Below are 16,996 nucleotides of genomic sequence, written 5' to 3'. Positions count from 1 at the left end.
GCGGGCTCAGGCCGCGCGGCGGATCTTCAGGGCGGTGGTGATCAGCGGGATCTGCACGGGCAGGCGGAGTACCGAGACGACCTTGACCGGCAGGGCGGCCTTCGGGTTGCCCAGGGAGTCGACGGTGAATTTCACGTTGGCCGGGAAGACCGCGATGAACAGGGCCGCGGCGAGCAGCCCGCCGAAGCGGCGGGTGCGCGGCAGGGCCAGCGCCAGGCCCACCAGGATCTCGGCGACGCCGGACAGGTAGGTGTACGTGCGGGCCTTGCCGGGCAGGGCTCCGGGCACGATCGAGTCGAACGGTTTCGGCACGACGAAATGCAGTGTGCCGGCGCCGAACAGCAGCGCTGTCAGCAGGTACAGGCGGGTGGGCCGCGTCGAGGAGTGCTCACTCATGCCGACCAGCCTTTCATCCGTGCGCCGATCCCGTCGAGTGGGTCTTCGGACGGTACGCTGCGGTGCGTGTGGCGCACGCGAGGGAACGGTGAGTTCGATGTTCGGTGAGCAGCCCTCGCCCGGGGTACCGCGGCTCAACGACAGACCCGACTACAAACTCGTCGGCATCCTGCGCATCCCGGAACTGCAGTCCAGTCCCTGGTCCGCGCTGGTGCGCCGGGTACTGCTGGCACTCGGGCTGCTGGTGCTCGCGACCGCGGTGGTGTACATCGACCGCGACGGTTATCACGACAACCGCGGCACCGAGCTGTCCCTGCTGGACGCGGCGTACTACTCGACGGTCTCGCTGTCGACCACGGGCTACGGCGACATCACGCCCTATACCGCGCACGCGCGGTTGATCAATACGATAGTCATCACGCCGCTGCGCATCCTCTTCCTGATCGTGCTGGTCGGCACCACCCTGCAGGTTCTGACCGATCGATCCCGGCAGGCGTTCAAGATTCAGCGATGGAGGCACAGGGTGCGCAATCACACCGTGGTCGTCGGATACGGGACCAAGGGCCGCACCGCGGTGGACGCGATTCTCGGCGACGGCGTACCCGCCGCGCAGATCGTGGTCGTCGACGTCGATCCGGCGGCGCTCGAGGCCGCCTCGAACGCGGGCCTGGTGACGGTGACCGGCTCGGCCACCCGCTCGGATGTGTTGCGGCTGGCCGGAGTTCAGCACGCGGACTCGGTGGTGGTCGCCGCCAATCGCGACGACACCGCGGTTCTGGTCACGCTCACCGCGCGCGAGCTGAACAAGACGGCCAAGATCGTCGCGTCGATCCGCGAGTCGGAGAACGCGCATCTGCTGCGTCAGTCCGGCGCGGATTCGGTCGTGGTCTCCTCGGAGACGGCCGGCCGCCTCCTCGGCGTCGCCACCATGACCCCGAGCGTGGTCGACATGATCGAGGATCTGCTCACCCCGGAGATCGGTTTCGCGGTCGCCGAACGCGAGGTCGAGACCGACGAGATCGGCGGTTCACCGCGCCACCTGCGCGACACCGTACTCGGCGTGGTGCGCGAGGACCGCCTCATTCGCGCCGACGAGCCCGAGGTGGACGCGCTGGAGGCCGGCGACAAAATCCTGTACATCCACCGCGCGCACAAGTAGGCGGCCCGGTCTCCGCGGCCGCGCCCGGCTCGTTCGCGCGCGGTGTACGCGGGATGTATGCCGAGGTGTTCGCTGCCCTCTCGAGGCTCGTCGTGTGCGGCGGATAGGCTCGACGGGTGGCTGGTTTCGAATTGAATGAAGTTCCTCTGCTGTCCCGTTCCGGACTCGATCGCGCCGAGGAGTTGCGTTCGGACGAACAGGCGTTGAAACAGGGCTGGGCCACCGCGCGGCTGTTGCGGATGAACCGGCGCGGTCAGGTTCGTATCGACGGGGCGACGGTGCTGCTGGAATCGGCGACTTCGCTGGCGGCCGAGCCGGTTCCGGAGGCGGTGTTCCTCGGTGACGACGGCGGCCACATCTGGGCGGTGCGCGACAACACCATCGACGGGCAGCTGATGGATCTGCGCGCGGTCGGCATGGGCCCGGTGGAACTGGACGACGCCACCCTCGGTGTGCTGACAAGTGCACTGGCACTGTTGAATTGGCACGATCGAGCCCGGTTCAGCGCCGTCGACGGCACCGCGACCACACCGGTCAAGGGTGGCTGGTCGCGTCTCGACGAGGCCGGGCACGAGGAGTTCCCGCGCATCGATCCGGCTGTGATCTGCCTCGTCCACGACGGCGGCGACCGAGTTCTGCTGGCCCGTCAGCACACCTGGCCGGAGCGGATGTTCTCGATCCTGGCGGGTTTCGTGGAGGCGGGGGAGTCACTGGAACGGTGTGTGCAGCGGGAGATCCGCGAGGAGGTCGGCCTCGACGTCCGCGACATCCGCTATCTGGGCAGTCAGCCGTGGCCGCTGCCGCGTTCGCTGATGCTGGGTTTCGCCGCACTGGCCGATCCCGACCAGCCGTTGGTCTTCTCCGACGGCGAGATCACCGAGGCGCACTGGTTCACCCGCGACGAGGTGCGCACCGCACTGGCCGCGGGCGCGTGGGGTTCGGTGACCGGGACGACGACCGCCGGTGCGGACGAGCATCGCCTGCTGCTGCCCGGTTCGATCTCCATCGCTCGCAGCATCGTCGAATCCTGGGCAGCGTAAATTTGCCTCCGCTTCGCTCCGGCCGCGAACCGAGGCCTGGCGTCGACGTTTGGTGAATCCGGACCGGCCGATCGGATCGGCCGGTCTCGCGAACTGATCAGGCGATGGCAGCCAGGGCCTGCTTGACCTGGACCAGGCTGGGGTTGGTGGCGGTGGATCCGTCGCTGTACTTGATGGTCGGCACGACGTGGTTGCCGCCGTTGACGCTGCCGACGAATTCGGCCGCCGCGGGATCCTGTTCGATATCGACCTTGGTGTAGGTGATACCTGCCTCGTCGAGTTGCTTCTCGAGGCGGCGGCAGTAGCCACACCAGGTCGTGGAGTACATGGTCAGGTCAGTTGCAGTCACGGCTCATTCAACATCGTGCGGGTCGGCCGTGTTCCCGGCGGGGTTGTGACCGAGGTGGGCCGCCGAATTCGCCCGGGGCCCGCGGCGGCTACGCGATCGGTAGCCGCCCGGTCAGCTGTCGGTGGCGCACTTGGACCAGGTGTGGAACGGTCCGGTCACCTTGAAGTTCGTCTGCGCCGAGGAGATGGCCTTGGATTCGGCCTCCGACGCGGTGGAGCCCCAGGATCCGGCCCAGCCGTCGCGCTCGCCGACGGCGATCGCGACGCAGCCGTTCTTCGCCCAGGTGGCGGGCTGACAGTTGTTGCCGCACTGGGATTGTGCGCGGGAGCTGGCATCGTCGGAGCCGGTCGAACTCTTGGCCCACGAGACCTGATGGGTGTCGGAGTTGTAGGTTGCGGCGATCCACTCGTCGGCGGGCGCGGCCTCGGTGGTGGTGGTCGTCTCGGGTTCGGTCGTGGTGGTCTCGGTCTCCGACGACTCCGACGTCGTGGTGGAGGTCCCGGTCGCGACGTTGTCGTCGCTGTGATGCGGGCGCAGCAGGAAGTATCCGCCGACGCCGACGATGATCAGGGCCACCACGATCGCGGCGATGACCAGCGGAATATTGGTGCCCCCGCCGCCGGAACCGCTCGCCCCGCCGGTTCCGTAGGGCGGAATCTGCCCGGGAGGGACCTGACCGGGCGGATAGCCCTGGGTCGGCGGGTACTGCTGTTCGGCGGAGTACTGCTGCGGATACGCCGGGCCGGAGGGGTACTGACCCTGTGGATAACCCTGATCACCCGCATAGGGCTGAGCCGGTCCGGTGTACGGCTGTGCGGGGGTGTAGGGCTGCGGCGGTGCGGTGTACGGCTGCTGCTGGCCCGAGTACATCGGAGTGGCCTGACCGGGCGGATACGGAATACCCGGTGAGGATTGGCCGAGTTGCTGGGTCGGGTTGTCCGCCGCGGACCCTCCGGCGGGCGGGTAGATCGGCTGGGTCGGGTTGTGCGGCGAGGACTGTCCGGGAGGCGGGTACGCGGCACCCGGTGCGGGCTGGCCCGGCGCCTGATTCGGCGGACCCGAGTAGTGGATCGTGGGCTTGGCCGCCTCGTCGTCCGGTTGGCCCGGCTGAGGTGGCTGCGGGGGATAACTCACCGGTCGACCGCCTTGGTGCTGTTCGCGAGGGGAAGGTGACGCACCGTCGTCGATACCACCGCAGGACACCCCCCTCTGTACTCTCGAGCCCACATCGGCTCGTCACTGTAGCGCACGCCCGGCTGACGGTCGCGTGCGCGATGAATGTAGTGTGCCACCAGCGAAATCGGCATGCCAGAACATTTTCGGCCCCCGCACGAGCGGTGCCCGGCGGAATCTGTCGGACCGCGCTGTCATGATGGAGCGCGTGTCCGCTCCGCCCACTTCGCCCGGCCGCCCGCTCGACGGACTCGACCCCGAGCAGGCGGCGGCCGTCCGGGCGCCGCGCGGCCCGGTGTGTGTGCTGGCGGGCGCGGGCACCGGTAAGACCCGCACGATCACCCATCGCATCGCGCATCTCGTCTCGGCCGGTCACGTGCGGGCCGATCAGGTGCTGGCCGTCACGTTCACCGCGCGTGCGGCCGGTGAACTGCGCGGGCGGTTGCGCGCGCTGGGCCTGGGCGGCGCGGCGAATACGGTGCAGGCCCGCACTTTTCACGCCGCGGCCCTGCGTCAGCTGCGGTACTTCTGGCCGCAGGTGGTCGGCGAGGTGCCGTGGCGTCTGGTGGACGGCAAATTCCCGATCGTCGCGCAGGCCGCGAACCGGGTCGGACTGTCCACCGCGACCGAGAGCGTGCGCGATCTGCTCGGCGAAATCGAGTGGGCCAAAGCATCTTTGATCGCTCCCGAGGATTACGCCGCGGCCGCGGCCCGGCATCGCCGGGAGACGCCGTACGATCCGCAGCGGGTCGCGGAGGTCTACACCGGCTACGAATCGCTCAAGACCACGCCCGAGGGCATGCTGCTGGACTTCGACGATCTGCTGCTGCACACCGCGGCCGCACTCGAGGACTACGCGGCTGTCGCCGAGGAGTTCCGCGGTCGCTACCGGTGTTTCGTCGTCGACGAATATCAGGACGTCACGCCGTTGCAGCAGCGCGTGCTGGACGCCTGGCTGGGTGGCCGCGACGATCTGACCGTCGTCGGCGACGCGAATCAGACCATCTATTCCTTCACCGGCGCGAGCCCGAGCTATCTGCTGGATTTCTCCCGCCGCTTCCCGGACGCGACGGTGGTCCGCCTCGAACGCGACTACCGATCGACCCCGCAGGTGGTGGCGCTGGCGAACCGGGTGATCGGTGCGGCCCACGGCCGGATCGCGGGCACCCGCCTGCAACTGATCGGCCAGCGAGCCGACGGCCCGGAACCGACCTTCGGCGAATACGAGCACGAGCCCGCGGAGGCGGTCGGCGTCGCCAAGGCCATCGCCCGGCTGCTGGGCAAGGGCGTCGCGGCCGCGGAGATCGCCGTGCTGTACCGGATCAACGCCCAGTCCGAGGCATACGAGCAGGCGCTGACCGAGGCGGGCATTCCGTATCAGGTGCGCGGGGGTGAGGGTTTCTTCCAACGCGCGGAGGTCCGCCAGGCGGTACAGGCGTTGCGCCAGAACGCATCTCGCGACGATCTCCCCGACGCTCGCGGCCCGGAGCTGATCACGCTGGTGCGCGCGGCGCTGTCCCGGCTGGGCCTGACCGCTATCGAACCCAGCGGTGCGCAGGCCCGCGAACGCTGGGCCTCGTTGAACGCGCTGGTCCGCCTCACCGAGGAACTCACCGAGGCCGATCCGGAACTGGGCCTGCCGGGTCTGCTGCGTGAACTCGCCGCCCGCGCCGAGGCCCGCCATCCACCCACGGTGCAGGGCGTCACCCTGGCCTCGCTGCACGCGGCCAAGGGGCTGGAATGGGATGCGGTCTTCCTGGTCGGCCTCGCCGACGGCACCCTGCCGATCTCGCACGTCCTGGGTGAGGGCGGCGCGGTCGCCGACGAGGCGGCGCTCGAGGAGGAACGCCGGTTGCTCTACGTGGGCGTCACCCGCGCCCGCGAACATCTGCGGCTGACCTGGGCGCTTGCCCGCAATGAGGGCGGACGCAGCTCGCGCCGCCGCAGCCGCTTCCTCAACGGCCTGGTCCCCGAGGATTCCCCGGCCTCCCTGGTGGCCCGCCGCACCGAGCGCACCAAGCGGCTGCCGGTCTGCCGCGTGTGCGGCCGTTCCCTGCTCGCCTCCCGCGACACCCTGCTCGGGCGGTGTGCGGGATGTCCCGGCGAGGTGGATTCGGTGCTGCTGGCCGCGCTGCAGGACTGGCGGCGGGACAAGGCGCTGGAGTTGGAGATCAAACCGTTCGCGGTGCTCAGCGTCAACATCCTGACCGCGATCGCGGAACAGTGGCCGACAACGGACGATGCGCTGGCCTCGGTTCCCGGGATGGGACAGCAGCGCCGGGATCAGTTCGGCCCGGAGTTGCTGGCGATCGTGCGCTCCCGGATGGCAGCGCGGTAACCGCCAACGAAACCACGTCCCGCGCGCGGCGGCAAGCCCCTGAAACTGCAGGTGAAAAATGGGTTGTGCGGCTATGTAAGACGCCCGTAGGGTGGATTGCGAGCAACGGGAGGATACTCCCCGCGCGCACAGTACATCCGACGGACAACGAGTTATGGAGGGAGGCAGACGAAATGAACGGAATCGCGAACGACATCGCCCCGAACGGCATTGCCGTGTCGGTGATTCCGGGTGCGTCCGTCTCCCGGGGGGTCCTCGCCATGCAGGGGACCGGGCATTCCGTTGCAAGCGTTTTCGGTGCCGAATTGCAAGCGCCGCAGCGTGAAATCGAAACGGACAAGCTCGAGCGGGGTTGGCGCCCGGCATTCACCGATGCCGGAGCCGACGCAGCCGATGCCGCACCCATGGCGGCATATCTGCTGCAGGCATTCCACCTCCGCCAGGCCCACCCAGCGACCGTGATCAGGAGTCGACACCGAAGTCGACTCAGGTAGGGAAAACTTCCCACAGCCTCTGGCCACGGATCGCGCGAAGCGAAACCGTGGCCATTGTTTTACCGGCTCTCAGCCACCGGCCCCGGTTTCGCGGAAGACAACGCAGTTGCTTCCACAACATATGACCGCTGCACGAGCTGAAGGAGCAAGACGTGTCCACCGCGACCGCATTTCGCGTGACATGCCGTACACCCGTGGCCCCGGCTTCCCGGACCCGGGGAGTCTCGCTGACCCTGCCCTGCCGGGTCGGCAACCCCGACCTGTGGTTCGCCGAGAGCCCGGCGCAACTGGAGGAGGCGAAGGCACTGTGCGCTTCCTGCCCGATCCGCAAGGGCTGCCTGAGTGCCGCCCTGGATCGTGCTGAGCCCTGGGGCGTCTGGGGCGGCGAGATCTTCGACCAGGGAGTTGTGATCGCCCGCAAGCGGCCCCGTGGCCGCCCGCGCAAGGTCGCTCTGGCGTGAGCCGGACGACTCACGGGGGACGGCACCGAGCCCCGCATCTCGACCGGAGATGCGGGGCTCGCCCTTATCTGTATGCGGGGTGAATTATCAACTGGCGGAACGGTGTTCGATGTAACCGGGCACCCAGTCCTGCATCAGCTTCATGAACGGGATCTCGGCGTCGAGTTGTGCGCAGATCCCGATGGATCCGGCCAGCACCCGGAACACCATCAGATGTTCGGCCGGAAGTTGCAGTGCCATACCGGTTTTCATCTCCGGCCGGTTGATATCGGTGGCCTTGCCCGCGACGCGCTGCATCCACTTGCGCGTGAAATGGAAGGACTCGGTCCGGATCGGATCGGTGAACGGCCGCAGATAATCCGCGATCTCCTGATGAGTGACCGTGCGGCCCGGGATGACCCAGCCGTTGTCGTACATCAGGGTGGTCAGCTCGTCGAATCGATCGTCCACCGCCATGGCGACCATCTGCCCCAGCAGCGGCGAAAATCCGTCCGGCAGCGGTGCGCAGGCGCCGTAGTCGATCACGGACAACCGGCCGTCCGGCAGCATCATGAAATTGCCCGGATGCGGATCGGCGTGCAGCAGACCGACGATCGCGGGGGAGGAGAAGTGGAATTCGCCCATCAGCGCGCCCACGGTGTTGCGCAGCTCGACGGTGCCCGCGGGGTCCTCGGCCCCGCGCTTGATGATCTTGGAAACCGGTGTGGCATCGAGCCATTCGGTGACGATCACCTTCGGCGCGCTCGCCACAACCTTGGGCACCGCGAATCGCGGATGGCCGTCGAAGGCCTTGGCGAACTGACGTTGATTCGCCGCCTCGCGCCGGTAGTCGAGTTCTTCCTCGGTGCGCTCGGTGATCTCGGCGAGGATCGGTTTCACATCCGCGCCGGGAATGACCGAACCCATCATTCCGGCCATCCGGTTGAGGGTTTTCAGATCCGCTCGGAGCGCTTCGTCCGCGCCGGGATACTGCACCTTCACCGCGACGACCCGGCCGTCGGACCACACCGCCCGATGCACCTGGCCGATACTCGCCGAGGCGGCCGGTACGTCGTCGAACTCCTTGAAGCGCTGCCGCCATGCGGTGCCGAGCTGCTGATCGAGCATGCGGTGCACGGCATTCGCGGGCATCGGGGGCGCGGCGGCCTGTAGCCGGGTCAGCGCGTCGCGGTAGTGCTCGCCGAACTCCTCCGGCACCGCGGCCTCCATCACCGACAGCGCCTGTCCGAATTTCATTGCCCCGCCCTTGAGTTCCCCCAGAACGGAGAACAGCTGTTCGGCGGCCTTCTGATTCAGCTCCGCATTGATCTCCTGCCTGTCGCCCCCGGCGAGCTTGCGACCGAATCCCACGGCCGCGCGACCCGCGATACCCAGCGGAATCTTGGCCAGCTTGGCATTGCGGGAGGAGCGGCGGCTCACAATCTCAGACACATCCCCATCATTCCCGACCAACCGCGCGCAGTGCCATGAGAATTGGCTAAAAGACCTGCACGTGGCCTGTGTCACAGTCGCTTCGGGGCGCTGTCTTTCGCCCGGTCGACTGCTCTGTCCTCGCCCGCCCACCGCCGAAATCCTGCGCGGCGGCCGTCGCGGGCGGGGTGACGCTTCTCACGCGACGGTGAATCCGCCGTCGACGGGCAGGATCGAGCCGGTCACGTAGTCGGCGTCGACGAGGTAGGCGATGGCGGCGGCGACATCGGCTCCGGTGCCGACGCGGCCGGCGGGTATCTGCTGTCCGGCCGAGGTGAACTGGGCCGCACGCTGATCGGGCGGCAGGAACGCCCACCACGGTGTATCCACCACGCCGGGGGACACCGCGTTGACCCGGATCGGAGCGAGTTCGGCCGCGAGCGGGGACACGACGCGCTCGATCGCGCCGTTGACCGCGGCGAAGGTGACCGTCCCCGGCAGGGCCGCGCGGGCCGAGGAGGCCGACACCATGGTGATCGATCCGCTCACTCGGGCGCGCTGGATCGCGTGCAGGTAGGCGAACAGTTTGCCGTCGAATCCGGCGCGCAGGTCCGCGAGGTCGATATCGCGGATCGGGCCGATACCTCTGGCCCCCGGGCTGAAGGCCAGCACCAGGTGGTCGATGTCGCCGATCCGGTCGAAGAATGCTCGGACCTGCTCCTCGTCGGTGCCGTCCACCGATTCCGCGGCGTGCACCAGCTCCTTGACTCGGGCCAACTTTTCCGGGTCGCGGCCGGTCACGGTCACCTCGTGCCCGGCGGCGGTGAGCCGGTTCGCGGCGGCGAGTCCGATACCGGAGGTCCCGCCCATGATCACGATGCGCATTGCGCGTCTCCTTCTTTCCAATACGTGGCGTCTCGATAGTATTTCGAACCGCAGCGTCTTGTAAAGTGTGGGAATGGTGAGTGACAAGCCGCTGGGGCGGCCACGCAGTGAGGACCGGCGTCGCGCGATCCTGGCGGCGGCCACCGCCGAACTGCGCGAGAACGGGTACGCGGCGCTGACGGTCGAGGGCATCGCGGCCCGCGCGGGCGCCGGCAAGCAGACGATCTATCGCTGGTGGCCGTCCAAGGCCGATGTGGTGCTCGACGCATTGCTCGAGGAGGCATCCGACGCCATCGCGATACCCGATGAAGGGTCGCTGCCCGAGGATCTGCTGGCCTTCCTGTCCGCGACGTTCCGGCAGCGCGGACAGCGACCGGTGCTGGTCGGGCTGATGGCCCAGGCGCTGCTGGATCCGGTGTTCGCGCAGGCGTTCCGGGATCGGTTCCTGTTCGGCCGCCGGGCGGCGCTGCGGCAGATCCTGGATCGTGCGGTGGCGCGCGGGGAGATCGCGTCCGGTATCGATCCGGAGTTGCTGATCGACGTCGTCTACGGCGTGCTCTGGTACCGGTTGCTGCTGGACCACGCACCGCTGGACGACGAGGCCGGACGCCGCCTGGCCGAACTCGTGGTGCGGGCCGTGCGCTGAATCCGATGCGCTCACGGCGTTCCGACTCGGCTGTCGCGGGTGCGTGCCGAACAGGTGCCGATGCGCGGAGGGTGGACTGCGGGACCCTGCCGGACTGCGGGGCTACCGGCGGGCGGCTGTTCCGGGGCAGTGTGGTCGTCTGCGGTGGCACGGTCCTCAGTGCCAGTGCCAGTGCCAGTGCCAGTGCCAGTGCCAGTGCCAGTGCCAGTGCCAGTGCCAGTGCCAGTGCCAGTGCCAGTGCCAGTGCCAGTGCCAGTGCCAGTGCCAGTGCCGAGGGCGGGAGTGGGAGTGGGAGTGGGAGTGGGAGTGGAAGTGGAGCCGAGAGTGCGGTCAAGGGCATCGTCCCTGGTAGTTCGGTCCGGCGAGGTCGGGGCGTGGAGTAGGCGGCAGCCGCAGGCGGGGTGGATCGGCCAGTGGCGTCGGGCGATGCGGTGGGTGTCGGGATCCAATTCCAGTGTGGTGTCGAGGGTTCGGGGCGGGCGTTCGGGCGCGCACTCGACCACGGCCTCGAGATCGCGCAGGACCAGTGCGGTGGTCGCGGTGATCGCGGCGGCGGAACCGTGCCCGATCCGGCCCAGCAGCTGCGCGGCCAGATGCGGCCACTCCGGATCGAGATCGCCCCTGGTCAGATCCGCGCAGCGCAGGCAGCTCGTGCCGCCGGGCAGCACCAGGGGGCCGACTATGCCGCGTCCGTCGCGCATGCGCACCTGTAGGTGTGGAATCCGGTACAGCACAAGGTCGTTCACCAGGATCGGGTCCGGGACGAGGGTGTCGGCCAGGACCACGACGTCCGCGGACCAGCTCGATGCCGCGGTGGTCATGGGATATTCGCGCGAACGGGACGGGCGCAGGCCGAGGCGCCGCACGCCCGTGGCGACGGCCTCGGACAGCGGCCCGCGTCCGTGCACGTGGATCCGGTGCACCTGCGCGGGCCGGGATCTCGGGTGGACGAGCAGTCCGGCGGCATCGAGTTCGGCCAGCATCCGCAACGTTTCGTCGACGGCGATTCCCAAACCGTCGGCCTGCCAGACGATGTGCGGATGACTGCGCAGCCCGTCCAGCATCCGCAGGAATTCCGCCACGGTATCGGCGGCGACCCCCGGCGGCTCGAGCACCACGGCGTGCTCGGGATCCCAGCCCAGCTGCACCGTTCCCGACGGACGCCGCAGCACTGTCACTCGCGGATGCAACATCGGTCCACGTGGGCGAAAGACGTTCATGCGCACCAGTGTCGCGACGCAGGCTCGCGTCGAGACCACGAAAACCCCTGGTTATCCACAGAATCGACCACTGATCCACAGGACATTCACCCAGGACGACCCCGTGTCCCCACCCCGCTCACCCCTGTCCCGCATCGCCGCGGCCCCACGCGATATCCCCAGGAACCCAAAGTTTTTCACCACCCCCTTGCACATCCCGAAATGACGGCTTCGACCGATTCGATTCGCCCCCAAGCGTCGACGGACGCACCGGTCCGGAAAGCGCCACGCGCCGCGGCGTATTCGCCCCGTTCGGCACAACCGCACCCCGTGCATGTCACGTGGTGTACTTCGAGCAGGGGGCCAGGTCGGACCTCGCCCATGGCGGTTGTCCCCGGTCCGCGGTGGTCACATCTCATGGTTTCGCGCAGAGCCTGGTGCACCGTGGCCGTGCGCCGTGTGTTTCGGTGTGTTCGCGCAGGTGGTGGTATCGGATCTGGCCCATGGTGGTGCTGCCGCCTCCGGACGCGATCGCCCGGCCGGTTGTCGCTGGCCAGGGTCCGCATGGTGGTGAGCCCATCCTCGACGCTAAGTGAATCGCGTCACATGCGAGTTGCCGGGTGGGATCGGCCGCCGGGGCGGTGCCGGTCGGCCACTCGGTGCGAGGTTCGCGCTAGGCTCGGTCGCCGTGCCCGCGGACCGACTCACTCGCCGATCCCTGATATTCGGGGCGGGCGCCCTGGTGTTGGCGGCGGCCTGTTCGAACCGGCATTCTGATTCGATGCCGCACGATACCGTCCGTACCGCGCTCGGGCCGGTGCGCGGGGTCCGCCGATCGACCGGATTCGCCTTCCTGGGCATTCCGTACGCGCAGCCGCCGGTCGGGGATCTGCGGTTCGCCGCGCCGATACCGCCCGCGCCGTGGACCGAGGTCCGGGACTGCACCGCGTACGGGCCCACCGCGCAGCTGCACCCGGTCGCTGCGGTGACCACGATTCCCGAGCCGAGTATCGCGGGCGTGGACTACCTGAACCTGAACGTCTTCACCCCCGATCCGTCACCGGACGCGAAACTGCCTGTGCTGGTGTGGATTCACGGCGGCGGCTTCGTCGGCGGCTCTCCGGCCAGCCCCTGGTACGACGGTTCGGCGTTCAACCGCGACGGCGTGGTGCTGGTATCGCTCGGCTACCGGCTCGGCATCGAGGGCTTCCTGCACGTGGACGGCGCGCCGGACAACCGTGCGGTCCTGGACTGGATCGCTGGACTGACCTGGGTCCGGGACAATATCGCCGCGTTCGGCGGTGATCCGGCGAAGGTGACCGTGGCCGGCCAGTCCGCGGGCGGCGGCGCGGTGTGGGCGCTCATGGCGACACCGTCCGCGCGTTCGCTGTTCCGCGCCGGAATATGCCAATCCGGCGTGGTCGCCCAGCCGAACGATCACGCGAGCGCCGTTGCGGGCGCCGCGGCGTTCACGAAGCGGACCGGCGTGCCCACAACCGTTGCGGCACTGCGGGATCTGTCCCGGGAACGTCTGCACAAGCTGCAGAACATGGTGCCCAAGCCGGGCCCGGGCGGTACCGATCCCGCTGTGCTGCAACTGGCTCCGATCGCCGACGGCGCACTCATCCCCGAATCCGCAACGCAGACACTGGTTTCGGGACACAGTGCCGAAATTCCGCTGCTCCTCGGATTCACCCGACACGAGTTCACCATGGGTTCGGCGAAGGTGACCGATGCGACCGCCCCCGCCGCACTGGCTCGGATGAGGATCGATGCGATCACCGAGAAGGGTTATCGCGCGGCATATCCCAGCGCCACCGCCGCGCAGCTGGTCGGCCAGATCGTCAGCGATCTGATCATTCGGGGCCCGTCCTACAAGCTCGCCGAGGATCACGCCCGGCGCGGTCGGCCGACCTGGCTGTACGAATTCGACCGTACGTCAACGGCTTCCGGCGGCTACCACGGCGTCGCCGCGCATTGCCTCGACATCCCGTTCGCCTTCGACCTACTGGACGCGAAAGGCGTCACCGCGGTCGAAGGCGACAATCCGCCGCAAGCCCTGGCCAGCGAAATGCATTCGGCCTGGGTGTCATTCGTGCGCGACGGCGATCCGGGGCCGGAGTGGCCGCGCTACACCCCGGCCACACGGCAGGTGATGACCTGGAACGACGCGTCCTACGTCGCGACCGACCCCTTCGCCGCCCAACGCCCGCTCTGGTTGCGCTGAAACAGCTTCCGAGCACGTCGATTCGGCCGTGCGCCAACTTGATTCGACCATCGCCCGAGCGGGCGAGGCATTGATGACTCAGCGTCCTACGGCGGCCCGCCCGATTCGTGGTGTACGACCGAGGTCGCCCGCGTGATCCGACGAACTGGTGGACCGCAGAGCCGCCGGGCGCTGCGATCCACTACGGGGCCGTGAGCGGTCGGCTACTGTGCGGTGCCGTCCTCGTCGTCGCCCTCGGGCTTGTCGGCCTTACCTTCGCGCTCCTGACGCTCCTGCGCCTCGGTCTCGGCCAGTAGCTGGGCGAGCGGATCATCGAATTCGCCTGTGCCGCCGCCGATCACGCCGTCGATGAAACCGGCCGGATTGTCCAGGTCCGTCGAGCTGGGCAGCAGGTCCGGATGTGCCCAGACCGCGTCGCGGGCCTGCGTCCCGGCGTCGCTGGTCAGCCGCCGCCACAGTTCGGCCGCCTCGCGCAGCTTGCGGGGGCGCAGCTCCAGACCGACCAGCGTCGCGAAGGTCTGCTCGGCCGGGCCACCGGTCGCGCGACGACGGCGCAGGGTCTCGGCCAGGGCGCCCGCACCGGGCAGCCGATCACCGACCGCTTCGCCGACGACGACCTGAACCCAGCCCTCGATCAGCGCGAGCATCGTCTCCAGACGTTCGAGCGCGGCCTTCTGCTCCGGCGTGGTCTGCGGCTCGAACGTGCCCTGCGAGAGCAACTCCTCGAGTTTGGCCGGATCGGCCAGCATCATCGGGTCGATGCCCTGCGCGGCCTCCTCGATGGCCGAGAAATCCATCCGGATACCCCGCGCGTAGTCCTCGACCGCGCCGAGCACCTGCTGGCGCAGCCACGGCACATGGGCGAACAACCGCTGGTGGGCGGCCTCGCGGGCGGCCAGGTAGACCAGGATCTCGCTCTCGGGGCGCTCGAGCCCCTTGCTGAACTCGGTGATCGCCGCGGGCAGCAGCGCCGCGGTGCCGTCCGGGCCCAGCGGCAGGCCGATATCGGTGGAGGTCAGCACCTCTCCGGCGAGCTGGCCGAGGGCCTGACCGAGCTGCGAGCCGAACGCCAGCCCGCCCATCTGCCCGAGCATGCCGAGCATCGGACCGGCGAACTCCCGTGCCTCCTGCGGCATCGTCGTGGTCCACATGCCCGAGACCTGTTCGGCCACCGGGTCGCACAGCCGCTTCCAGGTCGGCAGCGTCTGCTCGATCCAGTCGTTGGCCGTCCAGGCCACGGTCCGGGTCGCGCCGGCCGGGAACGTGGTGGCCGCGTCGAGCCATAGTTCGGCCAGATGCGCCGCATCGGTCACCGCGCTCTGCGAGCCCGCGGACACCGGCGGCACACTCGCGCCGAGTTGCTGGCGCGCCAGGCGTTTGGCGATGTCGTAGTTCACCGGGCCGTCCTGAGCCGAACCGGGCTGACCCATATTGGAGAACATCTGCCCAAGCGAGGTCAGCATCTGTCCGAGCTGCGACGGATCGAAGGCCGCGCCCGAACCGCCCATGGCGAATTCGAACGGGTTGTTGGCCCCGGCGCCGCCGCGCTCGTCGCCGCGTTTGCGGTCGTCGTCGTCATCGCGGTTCGAGAATCCGAAGGGCACGTCGCTCATGCCCCCAAGGCTACGCGGGTGCGAGAACGGGAGCCGCTACTGTGGGCCGGGTGAATCGTCGGATCCTCACCCTGTTGGCCGCCCTGATACCCGTTCTGGTGCTCGGTATCGTCGGCAGCGCCGTGACGGTGCCCTTCGTCGCACTCGGCCCTGGTCCCACCTTCAACACGCTGGGGGTGGTGGAGGGCAAACAGGTCGTCGACGTGCGTGGCGCGACGGTGAATCCGACCTCCGGAAATCTCAATATGACCACCGTGTCCGTTCGCGACGGGCTGAATATCTTCGAGGCGTTCGGGCTGTGGGCCGACGGGAACTACGGTCTGGTGCCGCGTGCGGAGGTCTACCCGCCGGGCGTGCCGCGTGACCAAGTCGACAAGTCCAATCAACAGGACTTCAAGAATTCCGAGGACAACGCGGAGCTGGCCGCGCTGCACTTCCTGAAATATCCGACCGATGTGCAGGTCGGCGGCATCGCGGACAACGGCCCGGCCAAGGGGCTGCTGAACAAGGGCGATCAGATCGTCAGCATCAGCGGCAAACCCGTCGCCGGCTCCGCGGATGTGGTCAGCGCGATTCAGGCTGCGAAGCCGGGCGCGGTGGTGCCGATCGTGCTGCGCCGCGGCGGCGTCGAGCAGACCGTCGAGGTGAAACTCGCCGCGCGCCCGGATGATTCGGTCAAGGGCTACCTCGGCGTGACACCGACCGAGGTCGCCCAGGGCCCGATCCAGGTCGACTTCAATCTGGCCGATATCGGCGGCCCGTCGGCCGGGCTGATGTTCAGTCTCGGCCTGGTGGACAAGCTCAGCACCGGAAAACTCAACGGCGGCAAGTTCATCGCGGGCACCGGCACCATCGATCCGGACGGCAAGGTCGGCGCGATCGGCGGCATCCAGTACAAGATGATCGCCGCCCACGACGCCGGCGCGCAGACCTTCCTGGTTCCCGCCGACAACTGCAACGAGGCCCGTCAGCGCACCCCGAAGGGGCTGCAACTGATCAAGGTCGACACCCTCACCACGGCCGTCACCGCCTTGAACGACCTCAACGCCGGTAAGCCCACCCCCAGCTGCGGTTAGCTGTATCTTCGGCCCCGCTCCGTCAGCCGGAATCACCCCGGGCCGCTACCCCGAAATCGGCGCTTCCAGGCGCAGGCGAGCGGGGCGACGCGAATCCCGACGCACCCACTTCGGACGTGCCCAGCGGCGAAGCGTCCCTGTGCGGCTGGAACTGTCAGGCCGGCAACGCCAACTCCGATGTTTTTCGGCGCGGCTCGTCGTTCAGCCCTCGAAGCGCATGGGCGGAGCCCGAGTCTCGAGGGCTGAACGACGAGCCATTCGGGCGCCGAAAAACCCGCCGGAGCGAAGCGGAGGCCGAAATACGGAGGCCGAAAATACAGACGGAGGCCGAAAATACAGTTAGTTCTCGCTCTCGTTCTCGAGGGTGTGGGCGAGAGCTTCGATCAGGTTGGGGGCGAGGTTGGGGGCGGTGCGCAGGTTGATGTCGTTGCCGAAGGGGTCTTCCTCGTCCTCCTCGTCGGGACGGACCTGCAGCAGGCACAGCGAGACGCCGTCGCGCAGGACACCGGCGAACAGGCGCGCGTCGCGGC

General features: G+C 68.5%; 15 protein-coding genes and 1 pseudogene. 8 read left to right on the top strand and 8 right to left on the bottom strand.

All coding sequences use genetic code 11. The features are described from left to right. Nucleotides 1-6: 6 nt before the first annotated feature. Nucleotides 7-396 (bottom strand): DoxX family protein, encoded by a 390-nt coding sequence (locus NM2_RS40960; protein WP_067681482.1) that lies wholly within the window; start codon nucleotides 394-396, stop codon nucleotides 7-9. 97 nt (nucleotides 397-493) lie between these two features. Between NM2_RS40960 and NM2_RS40955 the strand changes: the two genes are divergently transcribed. Together NM2_RS40955 and nudC are read left to right on the top strand one after the other, a co-directional pair. Then, nucleotides 494-1,555: a potassium channel family protein gene (locus NM2_RS40955; protein WP_067681479.1), complete on the top strand. Its 1,062-nt coding sequence runs from the start codon at nucleotides 494-496 to the stop codon at nucleotides 1,553-1,555. A gap of 116 nt (nucleotides 1,556-1,671) precedes the next feature. Then, on the top strand, nucleotides 1,672-2,595 hold the full coding sequence (gene nudC, locus NM2_RS40950; protein ID WP_067681476.1) for an NAD(+) diphosphatase: 924 nt from the start codon (nucleotides 1,672-1,674) through the stop codon (nucleotides 2,593-2,595). A gap of 97 nt (nucleotides 2,596-2,692) precedes the next feature. Here the strand turns inward: nudC and NM2_RS40945 are convergent, their stop codons facing one another. Both NM2_RS40945 and NM2_RS40940 read right to left on the bottom strand, forming a co-directional pair. Beyond that, nucleotides 2,693-2,944: a mycoredoxin gene (locus NM2_RS40945; protein ID WP_067681473.1), complete on the bottom strand. Its 252-nt coding sequence runs from the start codon at nucleotides 2,942-2,944 to the stop codon at nucleotides 2,693-2,695. 111 nt (nucleotides 2,945-3,055) lie between these two features. Next, a complete protein-coding gene (locus NM2_RS40940) occupies nucleotides 3,056-4,078 on the bottom strand; it encodes a DUF4189 domain-containing protein (RefSeq protein ID WP_067681470.1) in 1,023 nt (340 codons plus the stop codon). 238 nt (nucleotides 4,079-4,316) lie between these two features. On the opposite strand from NM2_RS40940, the gene NM2_RS40935 reads away from it, so the two are divergent. The 3 genes from NM2_RS40935 to NM2_RS40925 all read left to right on the top strand — a co-directional run bounded on the left by NM2_RS40935 (nucleotide 4,317) and on the right by NM2_RS40925 (nucleotide 7,410). Next, nucleotides 4,317-6,455 (top strand): ATP-dependent DNA helicase UvrD2, encoded by a 2,139-nt coding sequence (locus tag NM2_RS40935; RefSeq protein WP_169816335.1) that lies wholly within the window; start codon nucleotides 4,317-4,319, stop codon nucleotides 6,453-6,455. A gap of 173 nt (nucleotides 6,456-6,628) precedes the next feature. Then, nucleotides 6,629-6,949: a hypothetical protein gene (locus NM2_RS40930; RefSeq protein WP_067681464.1), complete on the top strand. Its 321-nt coding sequence runs from the start codon at nucleotides 6,629-6,631 to the stop codon at nucleotides 6,947-6,949. 176 nt (nucleotides 6,950-7,125) lie between these two features. After that, nucleotides 7,126-7,410: a WhiB family transcriptional regulator gene (locus tag NM2_RS40925; protein WP_084532065.1), complete on the top strand. Its 285-nt coding sequence runs from the start codon at nucleotides 7,126-7,128 to the stop codon at nucleotides 7,408-7,410. Nucleotides 7,411-7,497: 87 nt separating this feature from the next. On the opposite strand, the gene NM2_RS40920 is transcribed toward NM2_RS40925, so the two are convergent. Further along, a complete protein-coding gene (locus NM2_RS40920; RefSeq protein WP_067681459.1) occupies nucleotides 7,498-8,841 on the bottom strand; it encodes an ABC1 kinase family protein in 1,344 nt (447 codons plus the stop codon). Between the two features lie 177 nt (nucleotides 8,842-9,018). Next, the gene (locus NM2_RS40915) at nucleotides 9,019-9,705 is read right to left on the bottom strand and encodes an SDR family oxidoreductase (RefSeq protein WP_067681456.1); all 687 of its coding nucleotides are present in this window, start codon (nucleotides 9,703-9,705) and stop codon (nucleotides 9,019-9,021) included. 73 nt (nucleotides 9,706-9,778) lie between these two features. Between NM2_RS40915 and NM2_RS40910 the strand changes: the two genes are divergently transcribed. Next, nucleotides 9,779-10,351 carry a TetR/AcrR family transcriptional regulator gene (locus NM2_RS40910; protein ID WP_067681453.1) on the top strand — a complete coding sequence of 191 codons (573 nt, stop codon included), beginning with the start codon at nucleotides 9,779-9,781 and terminating at the stop codon, nucleotides 10,349-10,351. 11 nt (nucleotides 10,352-10,362) lie between these two features. Here the strand turns inward: NM2_RS40910 and NM2_RS40905 are convergent, their stop codons facing one another. Continuing rightward, nucleotides 10,363-11,529, bottom strand: coding sequence for a hypothetical protein (locus NM2_RS40905; protein WP_245718477.1), 1,167 nt, complete (start codon nucleotides 11,527-11,529; stop codon nucleotides 10,363-10,365). An 802-nt stretch (nucleotides 11,530-12,331) separates the two neighbouring features. Here NM2_RS40905 and NM2_RS40900 point away from each other — a divergent pair. Next, on the top strand, nucleotides 12,332-13,777 hold the full coding sequence (locus tag NM2_RS40900; protein ID WP_067681517.1) for a carboxylesterase/lipase family protein: 1,446 nt from the start codon (nucleotides 12,332-12,334) through the stop codon (nucleotides 13,775-13,777). Nucleotides 13,778-13,980: 203 nt separating this feature from the next. Here the strand turns inward: NM2_RS40900 and NM2_RS40895 are convergent, their stop codons facing one another. Further along, a complete protein-coding gene (locus NM2_RS40895) occupies nucleotides 13,981-15,390 on the bottom strand; it encodes a zinc-dependent metalloprotease (RefSeq protein ID WP_067681441.1) in 1,410 nt (469 codons plus the stop codon). Between the two features lie 50 nt (nucleotides 15,391-15,440). On the opposite strand from NM2_RS40895, the gene NM2_RS40890 reads away from it, so the two are divergent. Continuing rightward, the gene (locus tag NM2_RS40890) at nucleotides 15,441-16,466 is read left to right on the top strand and encodes a YlbL family protein (RefSeq protein WP_218026092.1); all 1,026 of its coding nucleotides are present in this window, start codon (nucleotides 15,441-15,443) and stop codon (nucleotides 16,464-16,466) included. A 339-nt stretch (nucleotides 16,467-16,805) separates the two neighbouring features. Here NM2_RS40890 and NM2_RS50490 read toward each other — a convergent pair. Next, a pseudogene (locus NM2_RS50490) lies at nucleotides 16,806-16,996 on the bottom strand (PPA1309 family protein); the annotation flags it as partial.

The sequence above is a fragment of the Nocardia miyunensis NBRC 108239 genome (genome assembly GCF_001613065.1).
Lineage (GTDB): Bacteria > Actinomycetota > Actinomycetes > Mycobacteriales > Mycobacteriaceae > Nocardia > Nocardia miyunensis.
The sequence above is the reverse complement of the archived record's forward strand: the minus strand, read 5'-3'. Positions and strand labels throughout refer to the sequence as shown.

What these genes read in the sequence shown, in the direction of transcription:
- NM2_RS40960 (WP_067681482.1), bottom strand. Translation starts at nt 396, where the DNA reads ATGAGTGAGCACTCCTCGACGCGGCCCACCCGCCTGTACCTGCTGACA.
- NM2_RS40955 (WP_067681479.1), top strand. Translation starts at nt 494, where the DNA reads ATGTTCGGTGAGCAGCCCTCGCCCGGGGTACCGCGGCTCAACGACAGA.
- NM2_RS40935 (WP_169816335.1), top strand. Translation starts at nt 4,317, where the DNA reads ATGGAGCGCGTGTCCGCTCCGCCCACTTCGCCCGGCCGCCCGCTCGAC.
- NM2_RS40930 (WP_067681464.1), top strand. Translation starts at nt 6,629, where the DNA reads ATGAACGGAATCGCGAACGACATCGCCCCGAACGGCATTGCCGTGTCG.
- NM2_RS40915 (WP_067681456.1), bottom strand. Translation starts at nt 9,705, where the DNA reads ATGCGCATCGTGATCATGGGCGGGACCTCCGGTATCGGACTCGCCGCC.
- NM2_RS40910 (WP_067681453.1), top strand. Translation starts at nt 9,779, where the DNA reads ATGGTGAGTGACAAGCCGCTGGGGCGGCCACGCAGTGAGGACCGGCGT.
- NM2_RS40900 (WP_067681517.1), top strand. Translation starts at nt 12,332, where the DNA reads ATGCCGCACGATACCGTCCGTACCGCGCTCGGGCCGGTGCGCGGGGTC.
- NM2_RS40895 (WP_067681441.1), bottom strand. Translation starts at nt 15,390, where the DNA reads ATGAGCGACGTGCCCTTCGGATTCTCGAACCGCGATGACGACGACGAC.